The following is a 21,979-nucleotide window of genomic DNA, read 5'->3' as shown; positions in this document are numbered from 1 at the left end:
ACCTTTATTGGTTGCTCGTCTGTGCTTCTTTCCGCGAATGGTCGGTAATTGCCTGCGATGTTGGGTCGGTCACCAGGTCGGTCGCCGGGTCGAGCAGGCGGTCTTCCTTCACGCGTTCGCTGTACCGGTCGACGAGATAATCGGCGCGGCCGCGAAGCAGCAGCGTGAACTTCACGAGTTCTTCCATGACGTCGACGAGGCGGTCGTAATACGAGGACGGTTTCATTCGCCCGTTCTCTTCAAACTCTTCAAACGCCTTGGCTACCGACGACTGATTGGGAATGGTGAACATGCGCATCCATCGTCCGAGCTGCCGCAGTTGATTGACGGAGTTGAATGACTGCGAACCGCCACTGACCTGCATGACGGCAAGCGTGCGTCCCTGCGTTGGGCGGATGCCGCCGCTGACGAGCGGCAGATGATCGATCTGCGTCTTTATCAAACCGGTGATCGTGCCGTGGCGCTCAGGACTGCACCAGACGTGTCCTTCTGACCATAGCGACAACTCGAGCAACTCTTTTACTTTCGGATGGTTTTTCACGTCGACGTCGTCTGCATGCGGCAGACCGCGCGGATCGAAAATCCGCGTTTCGGCACCGAACGTCTGCAGCAGACGGGCGGCTTCCTCGACTAGCAATCGCGAATACGAGCGTTCACGCAGCGAGCCGTAGAGCAGCAAAATTCTCACGGGCGGTTGCCCATTCATGCCGAGGCGCGCTGCGATATCGGTGTCGAAAAAATCTGTCCTGGCGGCCGGAAAGCTGTGGTCGTCTTTCGTTGCATCAACGGTCATCTGATTACCTTGCTATTTGATCTTTGCAATTGCACACGGATGTTCGGCGAGTCAATGCGGGCATTGCGGCGGATGACTGGCAGTACATCACTGTTGGTGCTTTGCATTCTATGACGTTTCCGCTATTCTGGAAATGTCAAAGTTACGACCACGGCGTGAAAAGAAAGGCTGCACTGCGGACCTTTAATCCACGAAGCCAAATGAAAGGCCAAAAAAATTGAGCACGACGTCGAATCCGGACGAGAGCGCAAGAGACGACACAGAAACAACGGACAGTCGCGACAGACTGGTGACGTGGGCACTAGCCGTCGCTCAACTCGTATCGTGGGGCTCCGTCTACTATTCCTTTTCGCTGCTGGTCGTGCCAATGGAGCAGGCCATGGGCTGGAGCCGGACGGCGATGAACGCGGCGCTTTCCGTGGGCTTACTCGTTTCGGGCGTCGCGGCCTATCCGATCGGCCGCTGGATCGACCACGGATTTGGCCGCCGCGTCATGGCCCTCGGCTCGATCATCGCCGCGGCGATGCTGCTGCTGTGGGCCGATGCGCAATCGTTGACGGTGCTCTTCGTCGTGTGGATTGGCCTGGGCGTTTCGATGGCCGCCACGTTTTATGACCCGGTGTTCGCGGTCGTGACGCACCGTTATCCGCGAAGCTTCCGCACCAAGATCACGCTCATTACATTGGTCGCCGGATTCGCGAGCACGGTCTTTATTCCGTTGACGCAGTTCCTCGTTGGCGCCGTCGGCTGGCGCACGTCGCTTGTTGTCCTCGCCGCATTGAATGTGTTTATATGCCTTCCTGTTCACGTGGCGGCAATCCGTTCATCGAGGCTTGACGCCGAAGCACGGCCGACCAGCGCCGAAGTGAAACAGACGAACGATGCCGCTACGCAACGCGCGCTTCGTTCGCCCGTTTTCTGGGCGCTCGCCGTCTGCTTCACCGCCTACTACGCGACGTTCGCCGCGCTCACATTTCATCTCGTGCCGCTCATGGTCGAGCGCGGCATATCGAACGCAGTGCTCGTGACAACCATGGCGCTCATCGGACCGGCGCAGGTCGCCGCTCGAGCAATCTGGTTCATGTTCGGTCGAGGGGTGCATATCAGCACGGTGGGTATTGTCATCGTCACGTTGTTCCCGGTCTCGACGCTTATCCTGATCGGCGCCGGTCATTCGGCCGCGCTGCTATGGCTCTTCGCGCTGTGCTACGGCGCTGCGAATGGGATGATGACGATCCTTCGCGGCACCATTGTTCAGGACCTGATGTGGACCGAAGGCTACGGCGCGGTGAGCGGCATGCTTTCGTTTCCGTCCAACGTTGCGAAGGGCGTGGCGCCGATTGCCGCGGCCAGCATATGGAGCTTTACGCACGGCTACGTGGCCGTCGAGTGGACAGTGTTTCTCGTCTCGATACTGTCCGCAATTGCTTTCTTTGCAGCTATCCGGTTTAGCCGACACGCGACAGTCCGAGCCGCCTGACTTCGCTTCAGGGATCATCCCCGGGGACAACATCGACTATGAAGATACGCGCTGCACAAAGCGAAGACCTTGAGGTCATCAAGGCATTGCTCGCAGAAAACGAACTGCCGGTCGCCGATGTGAATGCAGCCATGCTCGCGGACTTCCTCGTCGCGGAAGACGAGGGTGGGAGGATTGTCGGCAGCGTTGGGCTCGAGCGGTTGGGAGTCGATGCGTTGCTACGCTCGCTGGCAGTCGCGCGGACCGCTCGTCACGCGCGATTGGGCACCATGCTGGTCGCTCATGCAGAGTCGATGGCGCGAGCGTCGGACATATCCGACTTGTGGCTGCTTACAACGACCGCGGCCGGGTTCTTCAGGCGCATGGGCTACGTGGATGTCGATAGAAGCAAAGTGGCCGCGGAAGTGAAGTCCACCACGCAGTTCGCGCAACTGTGTCCGGCGACTGCCGCTTGCATGAGGAAGACGTTGTAGCAATCGGTCGCGCGAAAAGCCGCGGGCGACCGCGGCGTTGCACACCAACTATCGCGCCGGCCTATCAGCTCTTCAGATCGTCCGGCACTTTGCCGCCGTTCTCCGCGAGCTTCTGCATGACCTGCTTGTGCAGCCACATGTTCATCGCGGCCGAGTCTTCCGTGCTGCCGGTGTAGTGCAATTCCGACGCGAGCTCCTTACGCGCGGCAAGGCTGCTGTCGAGACCGAGCAGTTTCAGCAGATCGACAATCGACGTGCGCCAGTTCAACTTTTCGCCGCTGCTTTCCTGCATTTTCGCGAGCACCGCTTCGACGTCGACGGTCGGCATCGGCGTGACAGGCGGTTGCGAATTGCCGGCGGCCGTGGTGGATGGCGTGGCCGGCGTGCCCGCCGGAGCGCTCGCGCTGCCGGGTGCTGCAGTGGGCGAGGCCGCCGCGCCGGCCGCTGCGCCGGAGCCGGTGTTGGCCGGATGATCGTGCGGGAAAATCTTGTTGAGAATGCTTGAAAAAATGCTCATGTGTCGCTCCTCGTTCGTGCCGGCCAATGCGGCCGGCCTTCACGGAGCGCAATGGCTGTGCCTGTGTGGCCGGCTTCGGCATAGATGCCGTCGTCTGCTGGGGCGCCGTCACTGATCAGACGTTTGCATGTGCAGTAAAAAAGCATCGCCATCCTAACTAATAAGGATAAGCCGCACGCGAGGCACAACGTTTGCTGAACCTTGTCCACTCAACGCAAAGAGAGGGAGGTTGAAAATGGCCGAGTCTTATCAATCCACCAGTTCCGGTTCCGCCGATGCGTCGCGCGACGACAGCCTCGCGGGACGACCCAACGGCAGCGACGAATTGCGTGCCCGCAGCACGATGAAACTCTCGGAATTGAAGGGCAAACTTGCGGACGCGCAGGACGTGGTCAAGACGAAATATCGCGTCGTGTCCGAATCGACCGATGATTTCGTTCACGACAGTCCGTGGAAAGCGGTGACGATGGCGCTGATCGGCGGGCTCATCATCGGCATGCTGGCTGCGCGCTAACTCACGCGCGTTGCGCCATGTGAAGAGGGATCGTGCGTTGCTTGCGCGCGATCCATGCCACCGCATTGCGACGCGGTGGCATGGTCACTCAGACGCGCGCTCCTTCGCGAGCGTCATCCTGCATCAGTGTTCACTTGGCCGGATGGCCGGGTCGTCCTCGACGACGCCGCGTGTCGCGGACCAATACGGTTCCCGGTTGTAGTAGCTGTACGTCGATTCGCCCCAGGCACGGTCGGCCATCGACGGCCAGTGGTCCTTGTCGAAACCCGGATCGTCCTTCAGGCGCTGCGCGGTGATGTCGACGAAGAAGCACTTCTGGTCGGTGTCGAGCGTCAGCGCACTCCACGGAATGGCGTGCAGGTTCGCGCCCATCCCGAGAAAACCGCCTTCCGACAGCACCGCGTAGGCGATGCGTCCGTTGCGCACGTCGAGCATGATGTCGGAGATCTTGCCGACATGTTCACCATCCGACGACATCACCTTCGTTCCGTCCAGCGTGGCAGCCGCCATGACTTCCGGCCCCGGACCTTCGCCGATGCCGCCGCCGACAATCTTTGCTCCGCCTCGAGTGGCGCCTTGCGGGTTGATTGAGCCCATCTTTCACCTCCTTAACGAAAAGGGTGCGTCCGAAGGTGCGCAAGCGATGTGCCCGCCCGCCGGCAAAACCGCTCTCTCAACGCGATAAAAGCGCGACCGTGGCGATGCCGAGAACCGTCATGCAAAGCGACGCGCCGACGTGAATCGCGACTTCGCCCGCGGCCCAGCCGAGGCGGCCGTCCTGCAGATGCTGCACGACTTCGGCGGAGAAGGTCGAGAAGGTGGAGAGTCCGCCCATCATCCCGGTGATCACGAAGAGCCGCCATTCCGGCGCGATCTGCGGCGCGCGCGCAAAGCCGGCGACGGCCACGCCGATCACGTAGCCGGCGATCACATTGGCGGCAAAGGTGCCGAGCGGCAGCGACGGAAATAGCGCATTCAGACGCAGGCCGAGAAACCAGCGAAACAGCGAACCGAGCGCACCGCCGATAGCGACGGCCAAGATGGACCAGTACATGAGTGGACTTTGCTGAAACCGGAGTCGACAAGCCGGGCTGAGCGGGGAGACGCGATGCCGCCTCCGCATGGGTCCGGGGAAGCAGGCATCATCAGCACGAGGCGGTTAATGGGTTCGCGCGAGCGCGTGTGTTGAAGCGCACGCCGGACACCCATTGGAGAATGCCATCTCCAGCACGCAAGTCTAACATTCGGCGGCTCTATGGGGACAGGTCGGACCAGGCCGCGGCTTGCCCACTGGCATCGGCTTGTGCCCACGCGAGCCGCTGCATCAGCCGAGGCTTTCGCGCTCCGGCGTCGCGGAAATCTTGTGGATCGACAGGTCGGCTCCGTTGTATTCGTCCTCCTGGTCGAGCCGCAGGCCCACCGTCAGGCGAATCGCGCCGTACACGAGCGTGCCGCCGAGCGTCGCCACGACAATCCCGCCGAGCGTGCCGAGCACCTGCGCGCCGAACGACACGCCGCCCATTCCGCCGAGCGCCCGCAAGCCGAAGATGCCCGCCGCGACGCCGCCCCACGCGCCGCACAGACCGTGCAAGGGCCACACGCCGAGCACGTCGTCGATGCGCCAGCGGTTTTGCACGCACGTGAACATATAGACGAACAGCACGCCGGCGATGCCGCCCGTGACGAGTGCGCCGAGCGGATGCATCAGGTCCGAGCCGGCGCATACGGCGACCAGCCCGGCGAGCGGCCCGTTGTACGTGAAGCCCGGATCGTTGCGGCCCGCGAGCCAGGCGGTCAGCGTGCCGCCGACCATCGCCATCAGCGAATTGACGGCGACGAGTCCGCTGATCTTGTCGACGGTCTGCGCGCTCATCACGTTAAAGCCGAACCAGCCGACGGCCAGCACCCACGCGCCCAGCGCCAGAAACGGAATATTCGACGGCGGATGCGCGGCAATCCCGCCGTCGCGGTGATAGCGGCCGTGGCGCGCGCCGAGCAGCAGCACAGCCGGCAGCGCGACCCAGCCGCCGAACGCGTGCACGACGACCGAACCGGCGAAGTCGTGAAACGGCGCGCCGAACGTCTGCGCAATCCACGCCTGCACGCCGAAGCGCTCATTCCACGCGATGCCTTCGAAGAACGGATAGACAAAACCCACCAGCACGAAGGTAGCGAAAAGCTGCGGATTGAACTTGGAGCGCTCGGCGATGCCGCCCGAGACGATCGCGGGAATCGCGGCGGCGAACGTCAGCAGGAAAAAGAAGCGCACGAGCGCGTAGCCGTTGTGCGCGGCGAGCGTCCCGGCGTTGTCGAAGAACTGCACGCCGTACGCGATCGTGTAGCCGATAAAGAAATAGGCGATCGTGGAGACCGAGAAGTCCACCAGAATCTTGACCAGTGCGTTGACCTGGTTCTTCTTGCGCACGGTGCCGAGCTCGAGAAAGGCGAATCCCGCGTGCATCGCCAGCACCATGGCGGCCCCGAGCAAAAGAAAGAGCGTATCGGTGCCGGTTTTCAAGCTATCCATCGGTTATTTCCGCTTATGCCAAAAAGTCGGGCATTGGATGCAAGAAGCGGGCCAAAAAGGTGCTTGTCCGGCGAACGCAGTGCAAACGGGCACCGGATTGGGATTGTCGCCTGCGACGGCGAGCCCCGAGTCGCGCAGTCTGCACCTTCAATGCACGCGTCCAAGCACAAAAGATGTGCGGAAACGTCCCGTTTTGGTTCCTATGATCCATTGCGGGTCCAAAGTTTTCGTCCCGCTTACGGGCGCGGCGTCGCGCGCGGACCGCGCGAGGAGATCGGATGCAGCCCGACCGGCCGCCTGCATCGACACGCTTGCCGCCAAAGTTTGGGCGCTAGCCCGACCCTTTGTTTCCGCAGCAAACGCCGACATAATGTCCCGTCCCGTACACGACTGGCGGCCCACCTTCCAATGCGCACGCATGCGACTTACCACTAAAGGCCTGCTGCGGATCGCGATTCCGGCGGTCTTCGAACTCGCGCTTCTGTCAGGACTGGTCAAGGCGCAGTCCGACGCGGCCGACGCCGAGCGCTGGGCCGTCCACGGTCAGGAAGTGCTGCGCCAGACCACGTCGATTCTCGATCCGGTACTCGGCGAGTCTGTCGCGCTGCGCGGCGCGGTGCTTGCCGGCGACAACCACTTTGTGACACCGCTCTCAGTCTGGGTCGATGTCGACCGGCGGATCGATCAGCTCGCGGAACTCGTCTCTGACAACCCGGCCGAGGTCGAACGCGTCGTCCAGGTGCGCCAGGCGGTGCAGGCCTACCGGCAATGGTCCGACCGCATGCAGGACATGCTGCGCTCGGGCCGCGGCAACGACATCGTCGAGCGCTTCGGCGATCTTGCGCAGACCGACGTGCTCGACCGCTTTCGCCAGCAGGTGGCCGCCTTCCAGGCGGAAGAGCGGCGTCTCGACAGCCAGCGCGCCAATGCCGCCGACGCCGCGCGCGAGCGGCAACAGGCGCTGGTCGGCGCGGCGGTGTTCGGCTCGCTGCTGTTCGTGGCGCTGGCCGTGTGGCTCTTTACGCGCGGCTTGCGTGGCCGGCTTGCGGTCCTGTCGGACAACGCCGGGCGCCTTGCCGGCAACGAGCCGCTCGCGCCGATCGGGCCGGGTCACGACGAAATCGCGCAACTCGACCTGACCTTGCACGAGACCAGCCGGCGCCTGCTCGAGGCCGAGCGCATCCAGGCGCGCTTTCAGGCGGACCTTGCGCGCCGCGCGGACGAGCTTGCGCGCATCAACGAGACGCTGCGGCAGCAGACGCAGGAAAACGAGATGTTCATCTACAGCGTGTCGCACGATCTGCGCGTGCCGCTCGTCAATCTGCAGGGCTTTTCGAAGGAACTGATCCGCGCGTGCGACGAACTGCGCGCGGCTCTCAGCGATTCGTCGATCGACGCGCAGATGCGGCAACGCATCGAGCGGGTGGTCGACGAGGACATCGGCGAAGCGCTGCATTATCTGCAGACGGCGGTGCTGCGCGCGTCGCACATCATCGACGCGTTGTTGCGGCTGTCGCGCATCGGCCGCGTCGAATACCGGCATCAGAAAGTCGAGGTGCGCGATATCGTGCCGCGCGTGATCGACGCGATGCAGGGCTCGATCCGCGCGCGGCGGGCACAGGTGCAGGTGAGCGACTTGCCGGCCGTGTGGGGCGATCCGACCGCGCTCGAGCAGGTGTTCGCGAATCTGATCGGCAATGCGGTGAATTATCTGGACCCGTCGCGCGAAGGCCGGATCGAAATCGGCACGACGCCCGCGCCGCCGGGCGTTCAGTCGCTGCGGATCTTTTACGTGCGCGACAACGGCCTCGGCATTCCGGCGATCGCGCTGCCGCGGCTGTTCAACGCGTTTCAGCGCTTGCACGGCACGGCGGCCGCGGGCGAGGGGATTGGGCTCGCGCTGGTGCGGCGCGTCGTCGAGCGGCACGGCGGGCGGGTCTGGGCGGAGTCGGCCGAAGGCGTGGGCACGACGTTTTATCTGTCGCTGCCCGAAGCGGGCGCCCGGCCGGCGGCGGGGCGAGCGCGTGAAGGCGGTGAAGGGCGCGGAGGGCGACCGCTATCCGTGGCGGCCAACGATCAGGCGATGGACAAGCCGGGGAATCTGCGGATGGGCCCGTAAGGGCTGCCGTGGGTTGCGGTGGGCAGCGGTCGAGCGGGTGATGCGCTAGCACCCGCGACGGCCTGCGGGCGGCGCAGGCGCGAGCGAATCGAAAATCAGGAAGGGTTGCGTGAAGCGGAAACCGAGGCGATGGCTCGGAACCGACCAGGATGGTGGGCCAGCGTGACCGCAGGCTACATCACCTCAGCAAGAAGCAAACAAACGGCGCGACTTCAGCAGTTGCCGGCCGCGAACCGACCAGTAGCACGCGCAGGCAAGCAGAACGGCGACCACGACGAGCACCTGGTAGAGCGTGGGGCGCAGGCCGAGCAGGCCGTCGAGCGCGAACACGCAGCGCGCCAGAATCAACAAAGCCGCCCAGACCGAGCAGGCTGCCAGCACCAGCATTCGCGTGCCGGCGAGGCGCCGCGCGCGGTTTTCACGAGCCCAGCCGGCCGGCGTGCGCGCGCAGCGAAAAGCAATCGCGATCAACGCGACGGCGAGAATGACGATCCAGTCGGTAAGTTCCATCGAAAAGCGCTCCACAAGTCAGCCCGTGACTATAGGAAGGCCCTCCGGCGCGAACCATAGGACGACTCTCAAATGCCGCGCGCGACCGCCGTGGCCGCCCGCGGCATTTGAGCCGGCTCAAAGCTCGATACGCGTGCCGAGCAGAACGAGGAATTGACGCAGCCATTCGGGATGCGCGGGCCACGCGGGCGCCGTCACGAAGTTGCCGTCGGTGATCGCGGCGTCGACGGGAATGTCGGCGTACTCGCCGCCGGCCAGCTTCACCTCGGGCGCGCAGGCCGGATACGCGGAGATGCGCTTGCCGCGGATCACGTCCGCGGCGGCGAGCAACTGCGCGGCATGACAGATCGCGGCGATCGGTTTGCTGGCTTCGGCGAACTGCCGCACGATGTCGATGACTTTCGGATTGAGCCGCAGATACTCGGGCGCGCGCCCGCCGGCAATCGCGAGCGCATCGTACTGACGCGGATCGGCGTCTTCGAACGATGCGTTCAGCGCGAACAGATGCCCCGGCTTTTCGGTGTAGGTCTGATCCCCTTCGAAATCATGAATGGCGGTCTTGATCCGGTCGCCGGCCTTCTTGTCCGGGCACACCGCGTCGACTACATGTCCGACTGCCTGCAGCGCCTGAAACGGCACCATCGTTTCGTAATCCTCGGCGAAATCGCCGGTGAGAAACAGAATCTTCTTTGCCGCCATCGTATGCCTCCAGTGGGTCAAGGGAACACAGCAATGCTCGATTGCGTTGGCCAGTCTACCGCACAAGCTTTGACAGAACCGCGACGGCCGCCGCCCGCCGTGCGCGTCGATTTATCGCGCATGAAGCCGTTGTCCGGCAGGCAGCGGCAACAGCGTATGATGAGCGCGTTTTCGTCAGAGAGGCCGCTTCGCGCGGTTCACATACACACATGAATTCATCCATCCGTTCGCCGTTGCTGCGCCGTGCCGCCGTGGTCCTGTTCGTATTCGGCGGTCTCGCGGCCTGCCAGAAGAACGATGCGTCGGCGGGGCAGGTTGCCGGCAAGCTCAACGACGCCGCGCAGGCCGCGTCGCAGAAGCTCGATCAGGCCGCGAGTTACGTCGGGCAGAAGGTCGACGAAACCAAATCCGCGGCGCAGCAGAACATTCAATCGGCTTCGGCGCCGACGGTCACGATCGATCCGAATGCGCTCGCGTCGAGCGCTCAGGCGAATCTGCAGAACGCCGCCAGCGCGGCGCAGGCGCAGCTCGGCAAAGCCGCGTCGCTGACCGGCGAGAGCCTGGAAAACGCGGGGCGCAAACTGCAGCAGTGGTCGGCGCAAAGCTCGGCTTCGTCGACGAGTGCGGCCGCTTCGTCGTCCGGTTCGGGCTACGGCGGCGATGCGCAAAAGCAGATGGACAAGTGAGATGCGCGTGAGCCGATTCCATCGCGCGCGTTCGTGCGTTCGGCCGGGAAGAGCGGACGCATTTGACAGTGCCGATAAATGTAATTACTATGGTTACACATTGTCGTCGCAGGGCGGGTTGTTGTGAACACCAGTAGCCGGTTTGCATTTGCGGTGCATGTGCTCGCGCTGTTGTCTTTGCAGGAGGGCACGCCGCTTTCGTCGGAGATGATCGCGGGCAGCGTGAATACGAATCCCGCGCTGATCCGGCGGCTTTTGACCATGCTGGCCGAAGCGGGTCTCACCACCTCACAGCTCGGCGCGGGCGGCGGCGCGCTGCTCGCCCGCGCGCCCGAGCAGATTTCGCTGCTCGACGTGTACCGCGCAGTCGACGACGCGCAGCTCTTCGCGCTTCATCGCGAGGAGCCGAATCCGGCGTGCATGGTGGGGCGCAACATCCAGGTCGTGCTGCGCGGAATCATCGACGAAGCGCAGCAGGCGATGGAGGCGTCGCTCGCGCAGCGCACGCTGGCCGACGCGACGGCGGACTTGCTGCGCGCGGAGCGAGCGCGCGAACGCAAGCGGCGGCCGCATGGGTGACGCGGGTGCTTGAAGCTGAAACCGCGCTCGCCGATGATTGCTAATGCGCACGCAATGAGCGCGCAATAAGCGCGGAATGACAGACGGGGGCCGAGGCCCCTCTTTTTTGCGGCATATATGTAATCATCTTGGTTACATATAAACAAATGACAGGAGCATTGAAATGAGCAAGCAGTTGAAGATCGCATTGTTCGGCGCGACCGGCATGATCGGTTCGCGAATTGCGGCCGAAGCGGCGCGTCGCGGGCATCAGGTCACGGCGCTTGCGCGCAATCCCGCGCGCGTTCCGGCCGACGTGCCGAATCTCAAAGCGGCGCAGGCCGACCTGCTCGACGCGGCGAGCGTCGGCGCAGCGGTGCGCGGTCACGACGTGGTGGCGAGCGCGTATGCGCCGCCGCAAGGCGACGTCGGCGTGCTGGACAAGGCGACTCGCGCGCTGGTCGAAGGTGTGCGCGCCGCGGGTCTGAAGCGCCTCGTGGTGGTGGGCGGCGCGGGCTCGCTCGAAGTCGCGCCGGGCAAACAGCTCGTCGATAGCGAAGGTTTCCCGGATGCCTACAAGGCCGTCGCGCTCGCGCATCGCGATGCGCTCGGCTACTACCGCAGCGTCGCCGATCTCGACTGGACGTTCTTTTCGCCGGCCGCGATCATCGCGCCGGGTGAGCGCACAGGTACGTTCCGCACCGGCACGAACTCGCTGATCGCCGACGCCGAAGGCAACAGCCGCATTTCCGCCGAGGATTACGCGATCGCGTTCGTCGACGAACTCGAGCAGGGCCGTTTCATCCGTCAGCTCGCGACGGTCGCTTATTGAAGGCGCCGCGTGCTTGCGCGGCGTGCGTGCCGCGCGGCGTGGGTGGCATGGGGCCGCGGCTCGTCACCGTCCGCGGCGCGCTGCACGCATGAAATCATGCAAGCGTCCTAACAATCCGTTACGCATGTCCGGTTGCGGGCGCGCCAACTGAGGCTACACTGGCGTCTCCCGTTTTCTCACGGATTGCCATGCAGTCATGCCCATCGCGGCGTGAATCCGAGGCTGCGCCGTCAAACGGCGGGCTTTCTTCGATTCACGCTGCATTTGTTCGTCTTTCCGCTTGCGTCGGATGGCCGCACGTCCGCGGCGGCGCTCGTGTGCGCGCGGGCGGGTCGGCTCGCAGATATGCGGCGCGAAGCGGTTCAATCAGCGCTTCGATCAGTGCGTGGCTTCGTGCCGTCATCAGCGCATGTCCCGCCGCGATCGGAATCGCGCTTCTCCTCTGCGCTGCATCGCTGCCTCTCGGCGCGCACGCCGCCGGCACTGCAGCCAGCAGCACGCCCGTCATCCCCGCGTTGCAGAGCCTGATCAACAGCGCGACGGTCGCGCCCGCGTCGGAGGCGTCCGGCGCATCGGCGGCCGAGGCCGCGTCGGCGCCGTCGCCCGCGAGCCAGGCGGAAATCGCGCGTTCGCTAGACAGCGTCATCGCCACGCTCGACAACGACCGCCAGCGCACCGCGCTCGTCGCGCAACTCAAAAAACTGCGCGACGTCTCGCGCACCGTCGGCCCGCTCGCGCCGGCGCCCGCGCAGCCGAGTCCCGGCTTGCTCGGCGCGATTGCGTCGGGCATCGCGTCGTTCGAATCGGACATGCATCAGGGCCGTACGCCCGTGCGCTACTGGGGCGGGCGCTTCAACGCGGCCGGCAACGAGCTTTACACCATCATCTCCGGCCAGGGGCCGGAGAGCTTCGGCCGCATTCTCCTGTCGATGTTCGCGATGCTGGCCGGCTGGGGCGCATGCGCGGCCGCGCTGATCTATTTGCAGCAGCGGCTGTACCGGCGCCTCGGCATCGTGATGGGACTGAATCCCAATCCGACGACACGCGAGCTGCTCGTCTTCGCGTTGCGGCGCGTGGGGCCGTGGATCATCGCGTTCGTCGCCGCGCTGCTGTTCGTGCGCGCGATGCCCGATGCGCTCGGCCGCACGCTCGGCATGGTGGTCGCCTATGCGATCGTCGCGGGCGCGGTGTTTTCGGCGATCTGCCTGATCATGTTTTCGCTGTTCGGCTCGGGGCACCGGCGCATCGCCGTGCGTCTGCTGATCGATCATGCGCGGCGCCTGCTGTTCGCGGTCGGCGTGTTCGGCGCGCTCGGCGACGCCGCGGTCAATTACGACGTCGCGCATCAACTCGGCACCAACCTGGCCGCACTCGTTTCGACCGCCGCCAACATGACGGCCGCCGTGCTCGCCGGCTATTTCGCGCTCGCGTTTCGCCGGCCGGTCGCGCACCTGATCCGCAACCGGCCTTACGAACAGCGCAACGATCACAAGGCCGCGACCGACGCCTTCGAGGTGCTCGCCGCGCTGTGGCACGTGCCGGTCCTCGTGCTGGCGACGGCGTCCGTGGTTGCCACGCTCGGCGGCTCGGGTTCGAGCGAAAACGTGCTGCAGATTTCGGTGGTGACCGCGCTGTTGCTCGTGCTCGCGTTCTTCCTGTCGGCCATCGTCCTGCGCATGACGCGCCCGCGCAGTCCGCGCGCGCGGCGCCGCTCGCCGTATCTCACGCGCTTGCTGCGTTTTTGCGGCACGTTGCTGACGCTTTTCATCTGGCTGTTTTTCTTCGAACTGGCGGCGCGTTTGTGGGGCGTGTCGCTGGCCGCGGTCGTCGAGGAAAACGTCGCGGCGCGCGGCATCGCACATGCGGTGACCGCGATCGTCGCGACGGTGTTCATCGCGTGGCTGCTGTGGATTCTCGTCGACACCGCGATCACGGAGGCGCTCAATCCCGGCAGCTCGCGCAACAAGTCGCGCAACCCGAGCACGCGGGCGCGCACGATGTTGCCGCTCGTGCGCAACGTGCTGCTCGTGAGCATCATGACGATCGCGGGCATCGTCACGGCGGCGAATCTCGGCATCAACGTGACGCCGCTGCTCGCGGGCGCCGGCGTGATCGGTCTCGCGATCGGCTTCGGCGCGCAGTCGCTCGTGACCGACCTGATCACGGGGCTTTTCATCATCATCGAAGACACGATTTCAGTGGGCGACTGGATCGATGTGGACGGCGGCCATGCAGGCACGGTCGAGCATCTGTCGATCCGCACGGTGCGGCTGCGCGACGGTCAGGGCGCGATTCACGCGATTCCGTTCTCGCAGATCAAGATCGTCAAGAATCTGTCGCGCGACTTCGCGTATGCCGTGTTCGAAGTGCGCATGTCGTTCTCGACCGACGTCGATGAAATCACGCAGATGATCCGCGAAGTCGGCGCCGACCTGATGGCCGACTTCCGTTACCGGCGTGAGATGCTCGGGCCGATCGAAGTGTGGGGCCTCGACCGTTTCGATCCGAACTGGATGGTCGTCAAAGGGCAGATCAAGACGCGGCCGCTGCAGCAATGGAGCGTGGCGCGGGCGTTCAATGCGCGGCTCAAGCGCAAGATGGACGAAGCCGGCATCGAGATTCCGGTGCCGCAGATGCGCTTGTTCACGTCGTCGAAAGACAGCGAGGGGCAGCCGTGGCGCGACGACGGCACGCCAGACGAAGCCGGACGTGAAGAACACGGCCACGAGTCCGGCCATGCTCGCCCGCACACTGAGAAAACGCTGCCGATGCGCGGCGCGCATCCGGCGGTAGCGGTGGCGCGCGATGTGTCGCATGAACCACGGCCGGCGCCGCCGGCGACCGCGCAAACGGCGCCGATTCCGCCGCAGGTTCCCACGGCGGGCGAAGGCAAGAGCTGATTATTCGGCGAGGGCAGAGGGCGCGAAGTTTTGTGCGTGTGTTCGTGCCTTGCCCGCGCTCGCCGTGCCGCTGTCAGACAAGCACGGGCGCGGCGCGCACTACATCGTTGACATGCGTGGCGATGCGCGCGCCAGGCACGCCGTAAATATGCAGCGACACGGCCGGCGCATCGCTGCTATTTTGCAGCCGATGAATACTGCCGCGGCCGCCTCGCACGAACGACACCGCGCCTTGCCTGCGCGCCTGCGTGCGTTCAGCGCTCGCACACTGCTCGCGCTCGTTCCATTCGAAAACCGTTTCGCTCAACGCGCCGTCGATCACCGCGTATCCGCACCATGTGTGATGCGCATGCACGGGGCTCGCCTGATGCGGCTGCCAGACAAGCGCGGCGATCGCATAGCGGCCGTGCGGATCGGCGGCGAGCAGATGACGGCGGTAGTTCTCACTCGATCCCTCGCGCTGCGCGGGCGTGAGCAGTCCGGCATCAGCAGCCGCTTCTGCGAGCGCGATACGCATGCTGCGTGCGAAGAAGCTCGAATGCGAAGGCTCGGCAAATTGGGCGCATGCTTCGAACATGGCGTCGAGCGCATCGCACAGGCGGGCGAGAGGCGCGGGCTGAGCGGCGCGCGAAGGCAGATCGTGCGCGGCGCAAGCTTGTGTGAACGTATCGAGGAGGGCGGCGGAGGAAGCGAGGTTGTGAGTCACGGTCGTTGAACGGCACTGGCTGCCGTGTTTTTCTTCGGATCAGGATTTATACCGTTTTGTCCGGAGAAAGAGTTTCCATATAATTCCCCCATCAATCTGAAAAGTAGAAAAATTTGCTAAAGGGGTGAGACGATGGGAATGGACATCATCGACAGGAAGCTGCTCGAGTTGCTGCAGGAAGACGCGACAATGCCGATTGCCGAACTGGCGCAGCGCGTGAATCTGTCGCAAACGCCGTGCTGGAAGCGGCTGCAGCGTCTGAAGGAGACCGGTGTGATCCGCGGGCAAGTGGCGCTGTGCGATGCGCGCAAGCTGGGCGTCGGCACGACCGTGTTCGTGGCGGTTCGCACGAATCAGCACACGCAGGCGTGGGCGCAGACTTTCACGCAGGCGGTGCAGGACATTCCCGAAGTGGTGGAGGTGTACCGGATGAGCGGCGAGACGGATTACCTGCTGCGCGTGGTGGTTTCCGACATCGACGACTACGACCGCGTGTACAAGCTGTTGATCGCCGCCGTGCCGCTGTACGACGTCAGTTCGAGCTTCGCGATGGAGCAAATCAAATATTCGACGGCGCTGCCGGTGCGGTATAGCGCGTGACGGCGAGCGGGCGCGTAGCGATCGGCTTCGCGTATCTGACGGCGTTGGCCTACAAAAGCTCGCGCAGCTTGTAGTACCACATGCCCAGCACCAGAGCCCGCGTGCGAAGCGCCTTGCCGCCGGGGAAACGTCGATGCCGGATGCGGCTGAACACGTCGAAGGTCGACGCGTCGCCCGCGATCGCGTCGGCGAGAATCTTCCCGGCCATTCCCGCGAACACCAGACCGTGCCCGGAAAAGCCTTGCACGTAGTAAATGTTCGCGCCGATCCGGCCGAGGTCCGGCGCGCGGTTCATCGTGACGTCGACGAAACCGCCCCAGGCGTAGTCGATGCCGACATCGGCGAGTTGCGGGAAAACGCCCGTGATCCGATCCCGCATCCTGTCGATCAGATTACGCGGCGTCGTGGCGTCATAGCTTTCTCCGGCGCCGAACAACAGCCGGTTGTCGGCGCTCAGCCGGAAGTAATCGAGGATGAGATTGTTGTCCGACGCCGCGGCCCGTCCCGGCATCAGTTCGTTGGCGAAGGCCTCGGAAAGCGGCTCGGTGGCGACCATGTAGGTGCCCACCGGCATGATCCGCGCTTCGATCTCGGGCGCCGGATGATCGCCGAATTCGCCAAGATAGACGTTGCCGGCGATTACCACGCGGTCGCAAGACACGGCGCCTTCAGCGGTTTTCACAACGGGCCGCACGCCTCGTTCGAGCCGGGACACCGCTGAATTTTCGAAGACCTTGACTCCCGCTTGCCGCGCCGCTTCGCCGAGACCGAGGCAGTACAGCAGCGGATGCAGATGACCGGACCCGCCGTCATACACGCCGGCAGCAAATCTTTGCGTGGCGATATGCGAACGAAGCGCCGACCGATCCAGCCATTCGAGCGGATACGCATACCGGTCCTGCGTGCGCTCCATCCACTCCTTGAGTTTGCGCGCCTTGCGATCGTTGACGGCGAGCGTCAGATAACCGCGCCGATATTGGCATTCGATGTCATAACGCGCGAGACGCTCTTCGAGCAGGCGCAGACCTTCGAGCGACACGTCCCACGCCTTGCGCGCAATCTCGCGCGAGCACTGCTGCTCGATCGCCTCTTCCCCTTCCGCGCCGAAGCCGACAATCGCCTGCCCGCCATTGCGGCCCGACGCGCCCCAGCCGATGCGCTGCGCTTCCAGCAGCGCGACGTCGAAGCCGCGCCCGGCCAGTTCCAACGCGCACGAAACGCCCGCGTAGCCGCCGCCGATCACGCACACATCCACGGACAGCTTTTGCTGCAGCGGCGCGCTCGGTTGCGGACGCGTGACGCTCGCCTCGTAATACGAGTCCTCGACGACACCAAGCTCCTTGTTCAGCAGCGACGACATAGGCTGCGCTCCAGGTATCGGTTCACCACGGAACCCGTACGTTGAGAAACTGCCAGGGGTCCTCGTCGTACGGCGTGTCGAAAAGCGGCGAGCGCTGGTCGAGCGGCGTCCATGTGTCGTACACGCCGACGAGTTCGCCCAGGTACGGACGAGCGACCCGCATCACCGTCCGATAGTCGATGTCGTCGGGTTCGACCACGCCGGCCCGCGGATTCTCGAGTGCCCACACGATGCCGCCCATGATGCCGGCCACCACCTGGAGGCTCGTCGCGGTGTTATGCGGAGCGAGGCGCCGGGCTTGCGGCGTGGTCAGCCGCGAGCCGTACCAGTAAACGCCTTTGTCGTTGCCCATCAGCAGCACGCCGAGTTCGTCGGCGCCGTCGACGATTTCGTCGCGCATGATCCGCTTGTTGTCCTGCATGCGCCAGCCACGTCCGGCGAATTCGTCGATCGACAGCAGCGCGTCGTCGCACGGACGATACGCATAGTGGACCGTCGGGCGGTACACGACCTCGCCGTCCTTGCGCAATGTCAGATGGTCCGCGATCGAGATCGACTCGCCATGCGTGACAAGAAAGCCCTGATAGCTGCCGGCGAGCGGCGTCCAACTGCGTACTCGCGTGGCAAGTCCCGGCCGTTGCAGATAGATCGCCGCATCGCTGCCGAACCCGTGACGCTGCGCGTCGGCGGGCCAATGACGTTCATGCGTGCCCTAGCCCAGTTCCGCCGGCTGCATGCCTTCTTCGACGAATGCATCGACGGACCAGGTGTTGACGAACTCGTTGCGCGCCTTGCGGCGCTCGGAGAACTGCCAGTCCTGTTCAGCGACGTGAATCGCCTTGATGTGGAGGCGCTGCGCGAGCACGGCCCAATCTTCATAGCTGTCGAGCGCGGTCGGCTGGATGCCGCTGTTCTCCGCCATGTCGACCAGCGCCTGTTTGACGAAAGCCGAAGCGAGCCCAGGGTTCGCGCCTTGCGTCAAAACCGCTGTCGGGCCGTCGCGCTTGTCGAGACGAAAAGCCAGCACCGCCTCGCGCAGTGCGTAATTGCTGCGCCGTGACGGAGGACGGTCGGGATCGGTAGAACCGCCTTCCCACGGTTCGATGGACGTGTCGAGATAGAGCGCGTCGCGAGACCAGCAAAAGCGAATCAGCGATTCGCTCGACACATTGACCGACAGGTTGACCAGCAGCGTGCCTTTCGTCACATAAGCTGTAAGCAGAGTCTCGAAGTTGTCTTCGCTGAGCGCCTGCTCGACGACATGCACGCCGCATTCATGGGCGATCGCCGTGTCATTACCAGGCGGACACACCACGGTCACGTCTTTGGGGCTCACCTCGATGTGTCTTAAAAGCACCGGTAAAAGCGAACTCGCTATGCTGCCGAATCCGATGATTACAACGCCGCTGTTGCAAACAGCGTGCTTCGTCCAATGCACATGCGCATCCATCTTTCCTCCCGACTACCGCGCGTTGGGTCGCGCTTCTTTGTGCGGGCGTGATGCGTGGCTCCAATGTTTCGGCCCGCATTAGCGGCGCAGCATTGCGCGTGCCGGGATTTTTCATTTCGGTTCGATAGCATCGCAAGCCTTGCTGTCCACCGCTTGCCGACTGCAAGGCGAGTGCAAGGCGCCTCGGCGTAGAATGCCGCCTTCTCCGCTATCTTCCGCGATTGCCTCGCGGTCCGAGTCGCCTCATGAACAAACCGCCGCGCAAGAAAAACCCGACCTTCGGCATCGCTGTATTCATCGTGGTCGCGGTACTGTTCGTCATCGCCACGCTGTTCTATAACGCGATCAAGGAGAAGCGCGAGTTCGACAACGACAACGCGCCGGCGGCTTCCGTTTCATCGGGCGCGGCTGCGGCGACGGCCACGGCGACGAGCGCTGCGGCTATTGCTGCGAAGCCTGCGAGCGGCACGGCGCAGTGAGCTTGTCGCGGTCATGGTGTATGACCGCGTGTGAGTTTGAGTCGGACGCGCTTAGGCGTCGCACTTCACTACGCTAGTTCAAGCCCGGTCGCGTCATTCATCGGGCAGGCGGATCACGCTCGCGTCCTTGCGAATCAACGCCGCCGCCGTCAGCATCTGCTTGCATTGATGCGCAAGCAGTTTGATGTCGTGCACCGCATCGGCCGAATAGTCCTGCGATTTCTCCGCTTCGACCACCATCGTGTCCAGTTCGCGCGTGATCTGTTTGATCTGCTCGCCCTGGTCCGCAGGCGGCGCAGTGCCTGCTTCTGCTTCGGTGAGATTGTCGCGCACGAGACTCAACGCGCGTTGCAGCGGCTGCAGCGACACGCCGTCGGCGTGTTGCGCGGCGGTGCGCAAGAGCGGCGCGGCTGCGGTGATTTGCGATGCAAGCACGTGGCTGCTCACCAGCAAACCGTTGAGTTCGGGGACGAACTTCTGCGCCGATTTCGGTTCGAGCATCATCCGCTGAAAGGCCTGGCCGAGGTTCGCGAATGCGACGTGCACGTTCTTGCGCGCGAGGCGGTAGCGGTAATCGCGATCGAGTGCAGTGGCGGCGGCCGCGGCAGCGGGCGAGGCGCCGGCGACGGGCTTCGCCGTCGTGTTGGTGGTTGCGGAAGCGGGTGTGCTTGCGGGCGCGCTTGATGTTGTTGCCGGTGCAGTTGCCGATGGGCTTGCTGTTGCGCCTGCTGATGTACCTGCTGCCGAACCTGCCGTTGCGCCTGCCGCTGAGCCTGCCGCTGAACCTGCCGTTGCGCCTAACGCCGCGCTCCCTGCGATGTTCGCTTCGGCGCCTGTTCGCACGTTCGCCGACACATCCGCTTGCGATACCCCCCGATTGCCAGCCGCCACCAAACCATCACTCGTCAGCGGCCCGCTTGCAGCCGCCAACGCCGGCCTGCCGACATCGATCGCCGGGTCCGCCATTGCCGCGACCGGCGCCCGCGCGCCCGCTTCGGTCACGGTGGCGGCGAGCGGCGCGGCCGGCTTGCCGCTCCACCACCAGCTTGCTTCGAGAAACTGCCGCGTCGCGCTGATCACGTTGTTGACCAGCTTGCCCATCAGACGATATTCCCAGTACGGGAACAGATGGCTCGCGGCAATCGCGATCGCGCAGCCGACCACGGTGTCGATCGCGCGTTCGCCGATGATGTGCAGGCTGCCCGGCGCGAGCAGATGAAACATCAGCAGCACATACGATGACGTGAACACCACGCTCGCCGCGTAATTGAACAGCAGCAGGCTGTAGCTCATCACCATCGACGCGAACATTACCACCAGCAGAATGTGCGGCTCCTTCACGAAGATCATCAGCGCGATGCTCGCCGTGCAGCCGATCAACGTGCCGACGATCCGCTGCCCGTTGCGCTGCTTGGTCAGCGAATAACCGGGCTTCAGGATGATGACCGTGGTCATCACGATCCAGTAAGCGTTCGTGAGCGGCAGCAGGCGGCCGAGCCAGAAGCCGACCGCCACCGCGATCGTCACGCGCAACGCGTGACGAAAGCTCGGTGAGGACATCGTCAGGTTCGAGAAGATCTGGCCGAACGGCACGCGGCGGCTCGACACGAAGCGGTTCAGCGCCTGATCGAGGCGCAGTTCCGTTTCGGTCGTGGCCGGATCGCTCGAAAGACTCTTGCGCATCTTGTCGATCAGACGCGTGGCGCTCCACACGCGGCGGAATGTGGACGACACCGCCGAATACGCCTCGGGATTCTTCGCCGGCAACTCCTGCTTGCGCATCAGTTCGATTTCGAACTCGATGGCGCGCAGTTCCGCCTTCACATTCACGCGTGCGCGCGGCGCATGATTCTGCAGCACAGCGAGCCCGATTTCCTCGAGATCCTCAGCGGCTTTGCGGATCAGATCGCGATAGAACACCAGCAGGTCGGTGCCGCCGAAGGTATTGCGCACGAGCGGGTAGTCGGTATGCGTGCCGACGAACAACTCATGCAAATCGACGGTGTTGATAAAGAGATTGAACAGCATCGCGCGGCGCGGCTCGAGCTTGCCGCTCTTTAACTTCGGCAGATTGCGCAGCACGATGTCACGCGCCGCGTCCTGCCGCTCGACCGCGGCGATCTGCTTGGCGACCAGGTTGCGATAACACTCGTCCAGATCGTTATCGAGGTCGTAAAACGCGGCGCGCGCGAGCAAATAATCGGCGCAGGCGAACACGCTTTCGGCGAGCGCCTGCTGCTCGATCCGATGCATCATCCAGCGGCTCACGGCAGTCGACCAGTACGTGAACCAGAGTCCGCCCACGAGTATCCACGACGCATTCACGAGCGCCTGTATCGGCGTGAAGTGCTCCTCGAGCGTCATGATCATCATGAAGAGCGTGGCGAAGCTGATCTGCGGCCAGCGGTTGCCATACACGACAATCAACGACAGCACGAACGTGAGCGGCACGACGGTGCACCACAGCGCCACCGGATTGACCGTGGCAAGGCCGGTGGCGAGCGCGGACAGAAAACCGATCACCGAGCACGCCAGCATTTCGTTGTGCTTGTACTTGAGCGGACCCGGCATGTCGACGACACATGCGCCGAGCGCGCCCGTCGCAATCGTGAAGCCCAGCTCGCGATTGTGAAACACGATCAGGCACAGCACCGCTGGTAACGACACGCCGACCGCGATGCGCAGTCCGCCATAAAAATACTGGCTGTAAAGGAATTTTTTTATCTCGACCGAATAGCGCATCGACAGCCTGGGTTTTATTCTCTGACAAAAGCGG

General features: G+C 64.0%; 21 protein-coding genes, 1 pseudogene and 1 riboswitch. Of the genes and pseudogenes, 10 read left to right on the top strand and 12 right to left on the bottom strand.

Features of this window, described 5'->3' with window-relative positions; translation table 11 throughout:
* Positions 1-4: 4 nt before the first annotated feature.
* Entirely contained in the window at positions 5-706 is a 702-nt protein-coding gene (gene arsH, locus BGRAMDRAFT_RS31410) for an arsenical resistance protein ArsH (RefSeq protein WP_232292400.1), read from the bottom strand.
* A gap of 304 nt (positions 707-1,010) precedes the next feature.
* Between arsH and BGRAMDRAFT_RS31405 the strand changes: the two genes are divergently transcribed.
* Both BGRAMDRAFT_RS31405 and arsN2 read left to right on the top strand, forming a co-directional pair.
* On the top strand, positions 1,011-2,273 hold the full coding sequence (locus BGRAMDRAFT_RS31405; protein WP_006052953.1) for an MFS transporter: 1,263 nt from the start codon (positions 1,011-1,013) through the stop codon (positions 2,271-2,273).
* Positions 2,274-2,311: 38 nt separating this feature from the next.
* Complete coding sequence (arsN2, locus tag BGRAMDRAFT_RS31400; RefSeq protein ID WP_006052952.1) at positions 2,312-2,746, top strand: arsenic resistance N-acetyltransferase ArsN2; 435 nt, start codon at positions 2,312-2,314, stop codon at positions 2,744-2,746.
* A gap of 64 nt (positions 2,747-2,810) precedes the next feature.
* Here the strand turns inward: arsN2 and BGRAMDRAFT_RS31395 are convergent, their stop codons facing one another.
* Positions 2,811-3,263: a DUF3597 domain-containing protein gene (locus BGRAMDRAFT_RS31395; RefSeq protein WP_006052951.1), complete on the bottom strand. Its 453-nt coding sequence runs from the start codon at positions 3,261-3,263 to the stop codon at positions 2,811-2,813.
* Positions 3,264-3,498: 235 nt separating this feature from the next.
* On the opposite strand from BGRAMDRAFT_RS31395, the gene BGRAMDRAFT_RS31390 reads away from it, so the two are divergent.
* Positions 3,499-3,777: an ElaB/YgaM/YqjD family protein gene (locus tag BGRAMDRAFT_RS31390; protein ID WP_006052950.1), complete on the top strand. Its 279-nt coding sequence runs from the start codon at positions 3,499-3,501 to the stop codon at positions 3,775-3,777.
* A 123-nt stretch (positions 3,778-3,900) separates the two neighbouring features.
* On the opposite strand, the gene BGRAMDRAFT_RS31385 is transcribed toward BGRAMDRAFT_RS31390, so the two are convergent.
* The 3 genes from BGRAMDRAFT_RS31385 to BGRAMDRAFT_RS31375 all read right to left on the bottom strand — a co-directional run bounded on the left by BGRAMDRAFT_RS31385 (position 3,901) and on the right by BGRAMDRAFT_RS31375 (position 6,304).
* Positions 3,901-4,374 (bottom strand): PRC-barrel domain-containing protein, encoded by a 474-nt coding sequence (locus BGRAMDRAFT_RS31385; protein ID WP_006052949.1) that lies wholly within the window; start codon positions 4,372-4,374, stop codon positions 3,901-3,903.
* A gap of 76 nt (positions 4,375-4,450) precedes the next feature.
* A complete protein-coding gene (gene crcB / locus BGRAMDRAFT_RS31380; protein ID WP_006052948.1) occupies positions 4,451-4,831 on the bottom strand; it encodes a fluoride efflux transporter CrcB in 381 nt (126 codons plus the stop codon).
* 75 nt (positions 4,832-4,906) lie between these two features.
* A riboswitch (Fluoride riboswitch) is annotated at positions 4,907-5,012 on the bottom strand.
* Positions 5,013-5,101: 89 nt separating this feature from the next.
* On the bottom strand, positions 5,102-6,304 hold the full coding sequence (locus BGRAMDRAFT_RS31375; RefSeq protein WP_006052947.1) for an ammonium transporter: 1,203 nt from the start codon (positions 6,302-6,304) through the stop codon (positions 5,102-5,104).
* A gap of 418 nt (positions 6,305-6,722) precedes the next feature.
* Between BGRAMDRAFT_RS31375 and BGRAMDRAFT_RS31370 the strand changes: the two genes are divergently transcribed.
* Positions 6,723-8,423 carry a sensor histidine kinase gene (locus BGRAMDRAFT_RS31370; protein WP_006052946.1) on the top strand — a complete coding sequence of 567 codons (1,701 nt, stop codon included), beginning with the start codon at positions 6,723-6,725 and terminating at the stop codon, positions 8,421-8,423.
* Between the two features lie 183 nt (positions 8,424-8,606).
* Here BGRAMDRAFT_RS31370 and BGRAMDRAFT_RS31365 read toward each other — a convergent pair whose 3' ends face one another.
* Both BGRAMDRAFT_RS31365 and BGRAMDRAFT_RS31360 read right to left on the bottom strand, forming a co-directional pair.
* Positions 8,607-8,933, bottom strand: a complete 327-nt coding sequence (locus BGRAMDRAFT_RS31365; protein ID WP_006052945.1) for a hypothetical protein — start codon at positions 8,931-8,933, stop codon at positions 8,607-8,609.
* A gap of 117 nt (positions 8,934-9,050) precedes the next feature.
* Positions 9,051-9,632 (bottom strand): DJ-1/PfpI family protein, encoded by a 582-nt coding sequence (locus BGRAMDRAFT_RS31360; protein ID WP_006052944.1) that lies wholly within the window; start codon positions 9,630-9,632, stop codon positions 9,051-9,053.
* Between the two features lie 209 nt (positions 9,633-9,841).
* Here BGRAMDRAFT_RS31360 and BGRAMDRAFT_RS31355 point away from each other — a divergent pair, with 209 nt between their 5' ends.
* The 4 genes from BGRAMDRAFT_RS31355 (at position 9,842) to BGRAMDRAFT_RS31340 (ending at position 14,608) form a co-directional block, all read left to right on the top strand.
* Positions 9,842-10,318, top strand: coding sequence for a hypothetical protein (locus tag BGRAMDRAFT_RS31355; RefSeq protein WP_006052943.1), 477 nt, complete (start codon positions 9,842-9,844; stop codon positions 10,316-10,318).
* Positions 10,319-10,441: 123 nt separating this feature from the next.
* Positions 10,442-10,897, top strand: coding sequence for an Rrf2 family transcriptional regulator (locus BGRAMDRAFT_RS31350; protein ID WP_006052942.1), 456 nt, complete (start codon positions 10,442-10,444; stop codon positions 10,895-10,897).
* A 163-nt stretch (positions 10,898-11,060) separates the two neighbouring features.
* Positions 11,061-11,708, top strand: coding sequence for an NAD(P)-dependent oxidoreductase (locus BGRAMDRAFT_RS31345; protein WP_006052941.1), 648 nt, complete (start codon positions 11,061-11,063; stop codon positions 11,706-11,708).
* 188 nt (positions 11,709-11,896) lie between these two features.
* Positions 11,897-14,608 (top strand): mechanosensitive ion channel family protein, encoded by a 2,712-nt coding sequence (locus BGRAMDRAFT_RS31340; protein ID WP_029969214.1) that lies wholly within the window; start codon positions 11,897-11,899, stop codon positions 14,606-14,608.
* Positions 14,609-14,681: 73 nt separating this feature from the next.
* On the opposite strand, the gene BGRAMDRAFT_RS31335 is transcribed toward BGRAMDRAFT_RS31340, so the two are convergent.
* Positions 14,682-15,314 (bottom strand): cysteine dioxygenase family protein, encoded by a 633-nt coding sequence (locus BGRAMDRAFT_RS31335; RefSeq protein ID WP_374709760.1) that lies wholly within the window; start codon positions 15,312-15,314, stop codon positions 14,682-14,684.
* A gap of 132 nt (positions 15,315-15,446) precedes the next feature.
* On the opposite strand from BGRAMDRAFT_RS31335, the gene BGRAMDRAFT_RS31330 reads away from it, so the two are divergent.
* Positions 15,447-15,914 carry an Lrp/AsnC family transcriptional regulator gene (locus BGRAMDRAFT_RS31330; protein ID WP_006052938.1) on the top strand — a complete coding sequence of 156 codons (468 nt, stop codon included), beginning with the start codon at positions 15,447-15,449 and terminating at the stop codon, positions 15,912-15,914.
* Positions 15,915-15,963: 49 nt separating this feature from the next.
* Here BGRAMDRAFT_RS31330 and BGRAMDRAFT_RS31325 read toward each other — a convergent pair whose 3' ends face one another.
* The 3 genes and pseudogenes from BGRAMDRAFT_RS31325 to BGRAMDRAFT_RS35740 all read right to left on the bottom strand — a co-directional run bounded on the left by BGRAMDRAFT_RS31325 (position 15,964) and on the right by BGRAMDRAFT_RS35740 (position 18,724).
* Positions 15,964-17,274: an NAD(P)/FAD-dependent oxidoreductase gene (locus BGRAMDRAFT_RS31325; protein WP_006052937.1), complete on the bottom strand. Its 1,311-nt coding sequence runs from the start codon at positions 17,272-17,274 to the stop codon at positions 15,964-15,966.
* A 22-nt stretch (positions 17,275-17,296) separates the two neighbouring features.
* A pseudogene (locus tag BGRAMDRAFT_RS35745) lies at positions 17,297-17,971 on the bottom strand (saccharopine dehydrogenase C-terminal domain-containing protein); the annotation flags it as partial.
* 15 nt (positions 17,972-17,986) lie between these two features.
* Positions 17,987-18,724 (bottom strand): saccharopine dehydrogenase NADP-binding domain-containing protein, encoded by a 738-nt coding sequence (locus tag BGRAMDRAFT_RS35740; RefSeq protein WP_006052934.1) that lies wholly within the window; start codon positions 18,722-18,724, stop codon positions 17,987-17,989.
* Between the two features lie 245 nt (positions 18,725-18,969).
* On the opposite strand from BGRAMDRAFT_RS35740, the gene BGRAMDRAFT_RS31315 reads away from it, so the two are divergent.
* Complete coding sequence (locus BGRAMDRAFT_RS31315; RefSeq protein ID WP_006052933.1) at positions 18,970-19,203, top strand: hypothetical protein; 234 nt, start codon at positions 18,970-18,972, stop codon at positions 19,201-19,203.
* Positions 19,204-19,296: 93 nt separating this feature from the next.
* Here the strand turns inward: BGRAMDRAFT_RS31315 and BGRAMDRAFT_RS31310 are convergent, their stop codons facing one another.
* Positions 19,297-21,945: an FUSC family protein gene (locus BGRAMDRAFT_RS31310; RefSeq protein WP_006052932.1), complete on the bottom strand. Its 2,649-nt coding sequence runs from the start codon at positions 21,943-21,945 to the stop codon at positions 19,297-19,299.
* Positions 21,946-21,979 lie beyond the last annotated feature (34 nt).

The sequence above is a fragment of the Paraburkholderia graminis C4D1M genome (assembly GCF_000172415.1).
GTDB lineage: Bacteria > Pseudomonadota > Gammaproteobacteria > Burkholderiales > Burkholderiaceae > Paraburkholderia > Paraburkholderia graminis.
This window is presented reverse-complemented; position numbering and strand designations above follow the sequence as displayed.

Coding starts and splice junctions, on each gene's coding strand:
- arsH (WP_232292400.1), bottom strand. CDS start 706: ATGAATGGGCAACCGCCCGTGAGAATTTTGCTGCTCTACGGCTCGCTG.
- arsN2 (WP_006052952.1), top strand. CDS start 2,312: ATGAAGATACGCGCTGCACAAAGCGAAGACCTTGAGGTCATCAAGGCA.
- BGRAMDRAFT_RS31395 (WP_006052951.1), bottom strand. CDS start 3,263: ATGAGCATTTTTTCAAGCATTCTCAACAAGATTTTCCCGCACGATCAT.
- BGRAMDRAFT_RS31390 (WP_006052950.1), top strand. CDS start 3,499: ATGGCCGAGTCTTATCAATCCACCAGTTCCGGTTCCGCCGATGCGTCG.
- BGRAMDRAFT_RS31385 (WP_006052949.1), bottom strand. CDS start 4,374: ATGGGCTCAATCAACCCGCAAGGCGCCACTCGAGGCGGAGCAAAGATT.
- crcB (WP_006052948.1), bottom strand. CDS start 4,831: ATGTACTGGTCCATCTTGGCCGTCGCTATCGGCGGTGCGCTCGGTTCG.
- BGRAMDRAFT_RS31375 (WP_006052947.1), bottom strand. CDS start 6,304: ATGGATAGCTTGAAAACCGGCACCGATACGCTCTTTCTTTTGCTCGGG.
- BGRAMDRAFT_RS31370 (WP_006052946.1), top strand. CDS start 6,723: ATGCGACTTACCACTAAAGGCCTGCTGCGGATCGCGATTCCGGCGGTC.
- BGRAMDRAFT_RS31365 (WP_006052945.1), bottom strand. CDS start 8,933: ATGGAACTTACCGACTGGATCGTCATTCTCGCCGTCGCGTTGATCGCG.
- BGRAMDRAFT_RS31360 (WP_006052944.1), bottom strand. CDS start 9,632: ATGGCGGCAAAGAAGATTCTGTTTCTCACCGGCGATTTCGCCGAGGAT.
- BGRAMDRAFT_RS31355 (WP_006052943.1), top strand. CDS start 9,842: ATGAATTCATCCATCCGTTCGCCGTTGCTGCGCCGTGCCGCCGTGGTC.
- BGRAMDRAFT_RS31345 (WP_006052941.1), top strand. CDS start 11,061: ATGAGCAAGCAGTTGAAGATCGCATTGTTCGGCGCGACCGGCATGATC.
- BGRAMDRAFT_RS31340 (WP_029969214.1), top strand. CDS start 11,897: ATGCAGTCATGCCCATCGCGGCGTGAATCCGAGGCTGCGCCGTCAAAC.
- BGRAMDRAFT_RS31330 (WP_006052938.1), top strand. CDS start 15,447: ATGGGAATGGACATCATCGACAGGAAGCTGCTCGAGTTGCTGCAGGAA.
- BGRAMDRAFT_RS31325 (WP_006052937.1), bottom strand. CDS start 17,274: ATGTCGTCGCTGCTGAACAAGGAGCTTGGTGTCGTCGAGGACTCGTAT.
- BGRAMDRAFT_RS35740 (WP_006052934.1), bottom strand. CDS start 18,724: ATGGATGCGCATGTGCATTGGACGAAGCACGCTGTTTGCAACAGCGGC.
- BGRAMDRAFT_RS31315 (WP_006052933.1), top strand. CDS start 18,970: ATGAACAAACCGCCGCGCAAGAAAAACCCGACCTTCGGCATCGCTGTA.
- BGRAMDRAFT_RS31310 (WP_006052932.1), bottom strand. CDS start 21,945: ATGCGCTATTCGGTCGAGATAAAAAAATTCCTTTACAGCCAGTATTTT.